General features: G+C 76.8%; 1 protein-coding gene and 1 pseudogene. Both read right to left on the reverse strand.

Annotated elements, in window-relative coordinates; genetic code table 11:
• Positions 1-59: 59 nt before the first annotated feature.
• On the reverse strand, positions 60-6,071 hold the full coding sequence (locus tag UO65_RS26055; protein WP_035287529.1) for a type I polyketide synthase: 6,012 nt from the start codon (positions 6,069-6,071) through the stop codon (positions 60-62).
• Between the two features lie 34 nt (positions 6,072-6,105).
• Positions 6,106-11,463: pseudogene (locus tag UO65_RS26060) on the reverse strand (SDR family NAD(P)-dependent oxidoreductase); the annotation flags it as partial.
• Positions 11,464-11,504 lie beyond the last annotated feature (41 nt).

The following is an 11,504-nucleotide window of genomic DNA, read 5'->3' on the forward strand; positions in this document are numbered from 1 at the left end:
CACACCGCGGTCGACCGATTCCGGCTCCGATGACGGCCGGTCGACCGCGGTGGGTCACCTCACAGGGTGGCCAACCACTCCTTCACGGCCGCCGCCGTGGCCGGGGAGTCCTGCTGGGCCAGGGAGAAGTGGTCCGCCTCGATGGTCACCACCGCGTCCGCGGGGACCAGCAGCCGCTGCTGCTCGTGCTCGGTGCTCGCGTCGGCGGTGTCGAACAGCGGCCTGGCGCACCGCACCAGCAGGGTCGGGGCCGTGGTCGGCGGGGCGTCCAGGGCGGACATGCGGTTGAGGTAGCGCGCCATGGCCGAGAGCCGGGTGCTGTCCACCGCCACCGACGGCGAGTCGATCTCCTCGGTGAACATCCTGGCCAGCACCTGGTAATCGATGGGGTCCTCCCGGTTGTGCCGCACGCTGAGGGTGTCGAGCATGACCACGCCGTCGGCGCGCACGCCCCACATCTGCTCCAGCAGGCCGGAGACGGCCAGTGCCAGGGCGCCGCCCGAGGAGTGGCCGACCAGGACGAACGGGTCGCCGTCGCCCGCGTGCAGCACGCTCTCCGCGGCGGCCCTGGCGATGGCCAGGGCCGAGGTGGGCAGGCTCTCCCCCGCCGCGAAGCCGACCAGCGGGAGCGCCTGCACCGTGCGTTCGCCCCGGAAGTGGGCGGCGATGCGCGCGTACTGGTGCACCCCGCCGGTGAGCACTGGTGCGCTGAGGCAGATCAGCCTCGGCCCGGTCGGGCCTTCCGCGAGCGTGACCGGCGCGGGCAGCTCGTCCAGCTCCGCGGGGGTGTCGAACTCCGGGCGCAGGTCGGCGATGGCCTTGAGCACCGTCCACCCCCGTTCGATCTTGCCGTCGCGCACGGCGTCGAAGAACATCCGCCCGATCGTGTCGGACGGGGAGCTGCCCGGCGTCGACGCCGACAGGTCGACCTGGCCCGCGAGCTGCCCGCGCAGCCACCGCGCCAGCTCGGCGGGGGTCTTGTGGTCGAACACGACGGTGCTCGGCAGCCGCAGGCCGACCGTGTCGGCGAGGCGGTTGCGCAGTTCGACCGACATCAGCGAGTCGAAGCCGGACTCCAGGAAGTCGCGCTCCGGGTCGACCTCGCTCGCGTCGGCGTGCCCCAGCACGGCCGCCGCGTAGCCGGAGACCAGCTCGTGCAGCACCTCCTCCTGCCCGGTGGGCGAGAGCCCGCGCAGCCGGTCGCGCAGCGTCGTGGTGGACACCTCGGACGCGTCGGCGGCGGTGCGCCGCCGGGGGGCCCGCAGCAGGCCGCGCAGCGCCGGGTGGGTGCCGGGGCCGCCCCGGGCGCCCGCCTTCACCGCCAGCGGCACGAGCAGCGCCTCGTCGGTGGCCGTCGCCGCGTCGAACAGCGCCATGCCCTGCTCGACGGTCAGCGGCGTGGAGCCCGAGTTCGCCATGCGCCGCAGGTCCGCCTGCGACAGCGACCCGGTCATGCCCGCGTCCTGCGCCCAGGCGCCCCAGGCCAGCGACAGCGCCGGGCGGCCCGCGGCCCGCCGCCGGGCGGCGAGCGCGTCCAGCGCGGCGTTGGCCGCGGCGTAGTTCCCCTGCCCCGCGCTGCCCAGGACACCGGAGATCGACGAGAACAGCACGAACGCGTCCACGTCCCCGGCCAGTTCGTCCAGGTGCCGCGCGGCGTCCACCTTGGGCCGCAGCACCGCCGCCAACCGCTGCGGGGTCAGGGTGGTGAGCACACCGTCGTCGAGCACCCCGGCCGTGTGCACGACCGACCGGACGGGGTGTTCGGCGAGCAGCGCGGCCACCGCGTCGCGGTCGGCCACGTCGCACGCGACCAGCACCACGTCCGCGCCGTGCCCGGCCAGTTCGGCGGCCAGCTCCCGCGCGCCGGGGGCCTGCTCGCCGCGCCTGCTCACCAGCAGCAGCTCGCGCACGCCGCGTGCGGTGACCAGGTGCCGGGCGAGCGCGCTGCCCAGGCCGCCGGTGCCGCCGGTGATGAGCACCCGGCCGCGCGGGTCCCAGGTCCTGGGCTCCGGTGCGGCGTCGAAGCGGGCGAGCCGGGCGACAGCGGCGGCGCCGCCGGTGAGCACGGCCTGCGTCTCGCCCTCGGCCAGCAGGGCGGGGGCGGCGGCCACGAGCGCCGCGGACGCGTCGGTGCCGTCCACGTCGAGCAGCAGGAACCGGCCGGGGTTCTCGGCCTGGGCGGCCCGCACCAGGCCCCAGGCGCCTGCCGCCGGGACGTCCGCGCCGGACACCGCGCCGCGGGTGGCGAACACCAGCGGCACGTCGTCAGCGCGCTCGTCGGCCAGCCACGCCAGCACCCACGCGAGCGCGGCGGCCGTGGCCTCCTGCACGGAGTCGCCGGTGATCGGGGCGAGCACGAACTCCGGCTCGGCCGCGAGGACGGTGGCGGCGGTGTCGCCGTAGGCGATGACCTGGCAGCCCGCGCGGACCAGGGCCTCACCGTAGCCGGAGGTGTCGGCACCGAGGACGGCCCAGCGACGACCGGCCACCGGCGCGGTCGGCACCGGGACCCAGTCGAGGCGGAACAGCGAGTCGGACCCGCGGCGCACCGGACCGGCCGCGACCGGTTCGCGCAGCGCCAGCGAGCCCACCGACAGGACCGGCAGGCCCGCGGCGTCCACCGCCGCGACGGACACGGCGTCGCCGCCGAGGGAGGTGACCGCCACCCGCAGCAGCGCCGCACCGGAGGCGTGCAGCGAGACGTCCTGCCAGGAGAACGGGGCCAGCACCCGGCCGTCGGCCTCGGGCAGGAACGCCACGGCCTGCACCACCGAGTCCAGCAGCGCCGGGTGCGCGCCGAACGCGTCGGCGTCGGCAACCGCGTCGGGCAGGGCCACCTCGGCGAACACGGTGTCCCCCGCCCGCCAGGCCGCGCGCAGGCACCGGAACACCGGCCCGTATTCGGCGCCGTCGTAGTGGTGGTCGAGGTCGACGGGTTCGGCGTCGGCGGGCGGCCACGGCACGGTCGCGCCCGCCGGGGCGTCCGCGCCGAGCACACCGCTCGCGTGCGGCGTCCACGGGTCCGCGCCGCCCTCGGGGCGGGAGAACACGTCCACGCGGCGGCGGCCCCGCTCGTCGGGGGCCGCGACCCGCACCTGCACCGCGACCCCACCCGCCTCAGGCAGCGCCAACGGGGCGGCGATGGTCAACTCCTCGACGGCGTCGCAGTCCGCCTCGTCGGCCGCGCGCAGCGCCAGCTCCAGGAAACCGGTGGCGGGGAGTGCGACGCCCCCGGCGACGACGTGGTCGGCCAGCCACGGGTGGGTGGCCAGCGACAGCCGCCCGGTGAGCACCAGGGCTCCGTCGTCGGCTCCGTCGTCGTCCGCGAGCGCCACGGCGGCGCCGAGCAGCGGGTGCGCCACGGGGTCCAGCCCGGCCCCGGTGACGTCGGCCGCGGCGGAGCGGGCCCGCGGCCAGTGGCGGGCGTACTGGAAGGCGTAGGTCGGCAGGTCCACCGGCCGGGCCCCGGGCAACAGCGCCCCGAGGTCCACGGGCACGCCGCGCACGTGCAGCGCGGCCAGCGCGGCGACGGCCGACTCCTCCTCGGGGCGGTCCCCGCGCAGCAGCGGCACCGCGATGGCGCCCTCGACCGCCCCGGGCACCATCGCCGACAGCGTGCCGTCGGGGCCCAGTTCCAGGAAGGTGGTCACGCCGCCGTCGACCATGGCCGCGACCGCGTCGGCGAACCGGACGGGCTCGCGCACGTGCCGCACCCAGTACCCGGGGTCGGTCGGGGCACCGCAGATCAGGCCGGGCGCGGGCTGCGCGAAGGTGACGTCCGCGATGGCGGTGGCGAAGCCGTCCAGCATCGGGTCCATCAGCGGGGAGTGGAAGGCGTGCGAGACCGCGAGCCGCTTGTGCTTCCAGCCGCGCTCGACAGCCACGGCGGCGACCTCCGCGACGGCCGCCGCCGCCCCCGAGACGACCGTGGCCGCCGGGCCGTTCACCGCGGCGAGGGCCGCGCCGTCGGGCAGCACCGCGAGCACGTCGGCCTCCGACGCGGCCACGGCGAGCATCGCGCCGCCCTCCGGCAGCGCCTGCATCAGGTTCGCCCGCGCCGACACCAGGCGACCCGCGTCCGCCAGCGACAGCACCCCGGCCACGTGCGCGGCGACGACCTCGCCGAGGGAGTGCCCGCCGACGAAGTCGGGCGTGACGCCCCAGGACTCCACCAGCCGGTACAGCGCTACCTCCAGCGCGAACAGCGCGGGCTGCGCGCACCCCGTCCGGTCCAGCGCCTCGGCGTCGGTGCCCCACATGACGTCCCGGACTCCGGCGCCCACCGCGGCCACCGCGGCGTCGAAGGCCTCGGCGAACACGGGGTACCGCCGGTACAGCTCGCGGCCCATGCCCAGGCGCTGCGAGCCCTGCCCGGTGAACACGACGCCGAGCCTGCCGCGCGCGGCCGTTCCCGCCACCGCGCCCGGGGCGCTGCCCGCCGTGCTCCACGCCGACAGCGCCGCGGCCAGATCGCCCGCGGTGGTGCCGGTGGCGGCCACCCGGTGCTCGAACCGGCTGCGCCGGGCCAGCGCGACCGCCACGTCCGCCGCGCGCCACCGCGGTTCCCGCCCGACGCGCTGCACCAGCGCGGCCACCTGGTCGCGCAGCGCCGCGGCGGACTTGGCCGACACCACCCACGGCACGACCCCGGCCTCCCCGGTGGGCTCGGGCACCTCGGCGCCGTCGGGGGCCTGCTCCAGGATCGTGTGCGCGTTGGTGCCGCTCACCCCGAACGAGGACACGCCCGCCCGGCGCGGGCGCCCGGTCTCCGGCCACGGCACGGCCTCGGTCGCCAGTTCCACGGCACCGCCCGTCCAGTCCACGTGGGACGAGGGAGCGTCCACGTGCAGCGTCCGAGGCACCACGCCGTGCCGCATCGCCATCACGGCCTTGATCACCCCGGCCGCGCCCGCCGCAGCCTGGGTGTGGCCGATGTTGGACTTCACCGAACCCAGCAGCACCGGCCGCTCCCGGTCCTGGCCGTAGGTGGCCAGCAGGCTCTGCGCCTCGATCGGGTCACCGAGCTTGGTGCCGGTGCCGTGCGCCTCGACCACGTCCACCTCGCCTGCGGCGAGACCGGCGCTGGCCAGTGCCTGTTGGATGGCCCGCTGCTGCGACGGCCCGTTGGGGGCGGTGAACCCGTTGGAGGCGCCGTCCTGGTTGACCGCCGAGCCGCGCACGACCGCCCACACGGGGTGGCCGAGGCGCTGGGCGTCGGACAGCTTCTCCAGCACGAACACGCCGACGCCCTCGGACCAGCCGGTGCCGTCGGCGCTGTCGGCGAACGCCTTGCACCGGCCGTCGGAGGCCAGCGCGCCCTGCCGGGTGAAGCCCGCGAACCGCAGCGAGGTCGACATGACCGTCACCCCGCCTGCCAGCGCCAGGTCGCACTCCCCCGCCCGCAGCGCCTGGGCGGCCAGGTGCAGCGCCACCAGCGACGACGAGCACGCCGTGTCCACGGTGACCGCGGGCCCCTCCAGGCCGAAGGTGTAGGCCAGGCGCCCGGCGATGGCGCTGGCCGCGATGCCGGTGCCCGCGTGGCCCTCCGAGTCCGCCACGGAGTTGAACACCAGCGAGGCGTAGTCCTGCCCGTCGGTGCCCGCGAACACCGCCGTCCGGCTGCCGCGCAGCGCGGTCGGGTCGATCCCCGCCCGCTCGAAGGCCTCCCACGCGGTGTGCAGCAGCAGCCGCTGCTGCGGGTCGATCACCAGGGCCTCCCGGGGGGAGACGCCGAAGAAGCCCGCGTCGAAGTCGGCCACGTCGCGCAGGAAGCCGCCGCGCAGGGTGGCGCTGTGCCCGGGGCCCTCGCCCGCGAGCAGGTCGAGGTCCCAGCCGCGGTCGGTCGGGAAGGGCACGATCCCCTCCCGGCCGTCGGCGACCAGCTCCCAGAGCTGCTCGGGGGTGCTGACGCCGCCGGGGAACCGGCACGCCACGCCGACGATCGCGACCGGCTCGTGGCGGCCGGACTCGACCTCCCGGAGCCTGCGCCTGGTCTGGTGCAGGTCGGCCGTCACCCACTTCAGGTACTCGACCAGCTTGGTGTCCTCGGCCGGTGTGGTGTCCTCGGGCATGGCGGATGGAACCTTCCTGTGCGGGACCGGCGGGTCAGCGCTCGCTCTGCCGACCGAGTTCGTTGTCGATGAAGGCGAAGATCTCGTCGGTGCTGGCCGACGACAGCTTCTCGGTGACGGCCGCGCCGTCGGCCCGTTCGGCGGTGGTGCTCCAGCGGGTGGACAGGCCGTGCAGCCTGGCCGCGATGCCCGCCCGGGTGACCGGGTCGGGGTCGGCACCGGCCAGCGCGGCCTCCAGCCGGTCCAGTTCGGCGACCAGGTCCGGGCCGCGCACCGCGGTGGCGCCGCCACCCAGCCGGGACAGCAGGTGCCCGGCCAGTTCCGCGGGCGTCGGGTAGTCGAAGACCAGGGTCGCCGACATCCGCAGCCCGGTGACCGCGGCGAGCCGGTTGCGCAGGTCCACCGCGGTCAGCGAGTCCATGCCCAGGTCGCGGAACTCCCGGTCGTCGCCGACGTCCTCGGTCGAGGGGTGGGCCAGCACCGCGGCCACCTCCGCGCGCACCAGGTCGAGCACGAACCGGGTGCGCGCCCGCTCGTCCAGCCCGGCGATCCGGTCGGCGACCGGGACCGCCGGGGCGGTGTCGGCCGCTGTGCGCCGCCGGGGTGCGCGCACCAGGTCGCGCAGCAGCGGGTGCGGCGCGCCCGCGCGGGCGCCCCGGCGCACGGCCAGCGGCACCAGCACCGGCTCACCGGTCGCGGTGGCCGCGTCGAACAGCGCGAGGCCCTGCGCCACGGTGAGCGGCGCCGACCCGGAGTCGGCCATGCGCCGCAGGTCGGTCTGGGTCAGCGCGCCCGTCATGCCCGCGTCCTGCGCCCACGGGCCCCAGGCCAGCGACAGCGCGGGCAGGCCCGCCGCGTGCCGCTGCCTGGCCAGGGCGTCCAGGGCGGCGTTGGCGGCGGAGTAGTTGGCCTGCCCGGGGCTGCCCAGGGTGCCCGCGACGGAGGAGAACAGGACGAACGCCTCCAGGTCGGCGGTCAGCTCGTGCAGGTTGCGGGCCGCGTCCACCTTGGGCCGCAGCACGGTGTCGAGCCGCTGCGGGGTGAGGGCGGGAACGGTGCCGTCGTCCAGGACACCCGCGGTGTGCACCACGGCGGTCACCGGGTGCTCGGCGGGCACCCCGGCCAGGACTCCGGCCAGGGCGTCCCGGTCGGCGGCGTCGCAGGCGGCGATGGTGATGTCGGCGCCGTGCGCGATCAGCTCGGCCTCCAGCTCCCGCGCCCCCGGGGCGTCCGGGCCGCGGCGGCTGACCAGCAGCAGGTGCCGCACCCCGCGCTCGGCGACCAGGTGCCGGGCCAGGTGCGCCCCGAGCCCGCCGGTGCCGCCGGTGATGAGCACCGTGCCCGCGCTGTTCCACTGGGGCGCGGGCGCGTCCCCGGTGAACCGGGCGAGTCGGGCCACGCGCACACCGCTGTCGTCCAGCACCGCCTGCGTCTCGCCCTCGGCCAGCAGCCGGGGGGCCACCGCGAGCAGCGGCCACGCACCGGCCGCCGCGTCGAGGAGCAGGAACCGGCCGGGGTTCTCGAACTGCGCGGTGCGCACCAGCCCCCACACACCCGCCGCCGGGAGGTCCGCACCGGACACCGCGCCGTCGGTGACGAACACCAGCGGCACGTCGTCGGCGCGTTCGTCGGCCAACCAGTGCTGCACCAGCTCCAGCGCGGTGGTGGTGGCGGTCAGCGCGGAGTCGCCGGTGATCGGCGCGAACACCGCGTCCGGCCGGGTGTCCAGCGCGCTGTCGGCGGTGTCGTGGCGCACGGCGCCGGGCAGGCCGCCCGGGTCCGCGCCGAGCACGGCGAAGCGGCGGCCCGCGACCGGCGCGGCCTCGAACGGCGTCCAGTCCACCCGGAACAGCCAGTCCGGGCGCCGGGCCGCGTCCCGAGCCGACGGTGCGCGCAGCACCAGCCTGCCCGCGGTCACCACCGGCAGACCCGCCGCGTCGACCGCCTCGATGCCCACGGTGTCAGTTCCCGCGTGGGTCAGCCGCACGCGCAGCGCCGTGGCGCCGGTGCGGTGCAGGGCCAGGTCCTCCCAGGAGAACGGCAGCACGCCGCGACCGCCGTCGGGTGAGTCCACCCAGCCCACGGCGTGCAGCACGGCGTCCAGCAGCGCCGGGTGGATGCCCAGCCGGTCCACGCCGCGCGCCGGGGCGGGCAGCGCCACCTCGGCGAACACCTCGCCGTCGCGCCGCCACACCGCGCGCAGGCCCCGGAAGGCCGGTCCGTAGTGGCCGCTGTCGTAGAAGTCGGTCAGGTCGACCGGGTCGGTGCCCGGCGGCGGCCAGGCCCCGGCCGCGAAGTCCGGGGTGCTCTCGCGGGCGCCGGTGCCCAGGGTGCCCGTGGCGTGGCGCACCCACTCGCCGCCGTGCTCGGCGTCGCGCGAGTGCACGCCGATGGCCCGCCTGCCGTTGTCGTCGGCGGCGCCGACGCGCACCTGGACGGCCACCCCGCCGTGCCGGGGCAGTTCCAGCGGCGCGGCCAGGGTCAGCTCCTCCACCAGGTCGGCGCCCACCTCGTCGCCCGCGCGCAGGGCCAGCTCGGCGAACCCGGTGCCGGGGAACAGGACCCGGCCGGAGATGACGTGGTCGGCCAGCCACGGCAGGGTCGCCAGGGAAAGCCTGCCGGTCAGCACCGCGCCGCCGTCGTCCGCCAGGTCCACTGTGGAGCCGAGCAGGGCGTGGCCGAGCGCGGCCTGCCCGACGGCGGCGGCGTCGCCGGTGCCCGCGGACTCCGGCCAGAACCGGTCGTGCTGGAAGGCGTAGGTGGGCAGGTCCACCGGCCGGGCGCCCAGCGGCCCGAAGAACGCGGGCCAGGTGACGGCCTCGCCGCGGGCGAACAGCCCGGCCAGCGCGGCCACGGCCGTGGTCTCCTCGTCGCGGCCCGCGCGCAGCACGGGCACGGCGGTGACCGGGTCGGGCGCGGCGTCGCCGACCATCGCGCACAGCGTGGCGTCGGGACCCAGTTCCAGGAAGGTGGTCGCCCCCGCGGCCAGCAGCGCCCGCACGCCGTCGCCGAAGCGGACCGGTTCGCGGACGTGGCGCACCCAGTAGCCGGGGTCGCGGACCAGCCCGGGTCCGGCCACCGCGCCGGTCACGTTGGACACCAGCGGGATCTCCGGGTCGCCGAACCCGATGCCCGCGACGGCGGCGGCGAAGTCCGCCACCATCGGGTCCATCAGGGGCGAGTGGAAGGCGTGCGAGACGGTGAGCCGCTTGTGCTTCCAGCCGCGCTCGGCCGCGGTGCCCGCGATGCGCTCGACGTCGGCCGCGGCGCCCGCCACGACCACCGCGCGCGGGCCGTTGACCGCGGCGATCGACACCGAGGGCACCAGCAGCGGCGTGACGTCCTCCTCGGTGGCGGCCACCGCGAGCATCGCCCCACCTGAAGGCAACGCGCCCATCAGCGTCGCCCGCGCGGCCACCAGGCGGCAGGCGTCGGGCAGGTCCAGCACACCGGCCACGTGCGCGGCGGTGATCTCGCCCAGCGAGTGGCCCGCGACCAGGTCGGCGCGCACCCCCCAGGACTCGACCAGCCGGTACAGCGCCACCTCCACCGCGAACAGCGCGGGCTGCGACCAGTTCGTGGCGTTGAGGGCGTCCGCGTCCGAACCCCACATCACCTCGCGCACCGGACCCGGCAGGTGCCGGTCCAGTTCGGCGGCCACCTCGTCGAAGGCCGCCGCGAACACCGGGAACCGGGCGTGCAGACCGCGACCCATGCCCAGGCGCTGCGAGCCCTGACCGGTGAACAGCACGGCCAGCCTGCCCGGCCGCCCAACGGTGCCGGTCACCACACCGGGGGCCGCGTCGCCCGCGACCCAGGCCGCCAGCGCCCCGGCCAGCTCGGCGCTGTCGCGCCCGACGACCACCGCCCGGTGCTCCAGCGCGGACCGGCCGGTGGCCAGCCCGACCGCCACGTCGGCCGCGGCCGGTGCGCCCGCCCCGACGTGCCGCACGAGTCGGGTGACCTGGTCGCGCAGCGCGGGCAGCGTGCGGCCGGAGACGACCCACGGCACGACCGCGTCCGGGCTTTCCTCGCCGGGGACCTGGTCCGGGGCCTGCTCCAGGATGGTGTGCGCGTTGGTGCCGGAGATGCCGAACGAGGAGACCGCGGCCCGGCGCGGGCGCCCACGGTCCGGCCACGGCACCTGCTCGGTCAGCAGCTCCACCGAGCCCGCCGACCAGTCCACGCGCGCGGACCGGTTCTCGGCGTGCAGCGTCTTGGGCAGCAGGCCGTGCCGCATCGCCATGACCACCTTGATCACACCGGCGACCCCGGCAGCGGCCTGGGTGTGGCCGATGTTGGACTTGATCGAGCCCAACAGCAGTGGCCGCTCCCGGTTCCGGCCGTAGGTGGCCAGCAGGGCCTGGGCCTCGATCGGGTCGCCGAGCGAGGTGCCGGTGCCGTGCGCCTCGACGGCGTCCACGTCGTCCTCGGTCAGCCGCGCGTTGGCCAGCGCCGCCCGGATCACCCGCTGCTGCGAGGGGCCGCTGGGGGCGGTGAACCCGTTCGACGCGCCGTCGGAGTTGACCGCCGACCCGCGCACCACGGCGAGCACCCGGTGGTTGTTGCGGCGGGCGTCGGACAGCCGCTCCAGCAGCAGCACCCCCACGCCCTCGGCCCAACCGGTGCCGTTCGCCTCGTCGGAGAACGCCTTGCAGCGCCCGTCCGGGGCCAGCCCGCCCTGCCGGGAGAACTCGACCAGCGCGCCGGGGGTGCTCATCACGTTGACCCCGCCCGCCAGCGCGAGCGAGCACTCCCCCGCGCGCAGCGCCTGCGTGGCCGAGTGCAGCGCCACCAGCGACGACGAGCACGCCGTGTCCACGGTGACCGCGGGTCCCTCCAAGCCCAGGGTGTAGGCCAGGCGCCCGGACATGGCACTGGCCGCGATGCCGGTGCCCACCTCGCCGGTGCTCTCGGCGGCCGACCTCACCACCAGGTAGGCGTAGTCCTGCCCGTTGGTGCCGACGAACACCCCGGTCCGGCTGCCGCGCAGCGACACCGGGTCGATGCCCGCCCGCTCCACGGCCTCCCACGAGGTCTCCAGCAGCAGCCGCTGCTGCGGGTCCATGCCCAGCGCCTCCCGGGGGGAGATGCCGAAGAAGCCGGGGTCGAACTCGGCGGCCCCGGGCAGGAAGCCGCCCAGCAGCGTCGTGGCGCCGTCCCCCGCCAGCCCGCCCACGTCCCAGCCCCGGTCGGCGGGAACGGGTGCGATGGCGTCCCCGCCCGCGGCGACCAGGTCCCACAGGTCCTCCGGGGAGGACACGCCGTCGGGGTAGCGGCACGCCATCCCCACGATGGCGATCGGGTCGGTGGCGGCCGAGACCAGCCGCTGGTTCTGCGCGCGCAGGCGCTCGGTCTCCTTCACCGCCGTGCGCAGCGCCTCGACGAGCTTGTCGGTGGTGCCTTTCGGTGCGGTCACCGGGATTCTCCTCC

This window comes from Actinokineospora spheciospongiae (assembly GCF_000564855.1).
GTDB classification, from domain to species: domain Bacteria; phylum Actinomycetota; class Actinomycetes; order Mycobacteriales; family Pseudonocardiaceae; genus Actinokineospora; species Actinokineospora spheciospongiae.

Bases quoted from the DNA above. Each gene is read 5' to 3' on its own strand.
- UO65_RS26055 (WP_035287529.1), bottom strand. From the start codon at position 6,071: ATGCCCGAGGACACCACACCGGCCGAGGACACCAAGCTGGTCGAGTAC.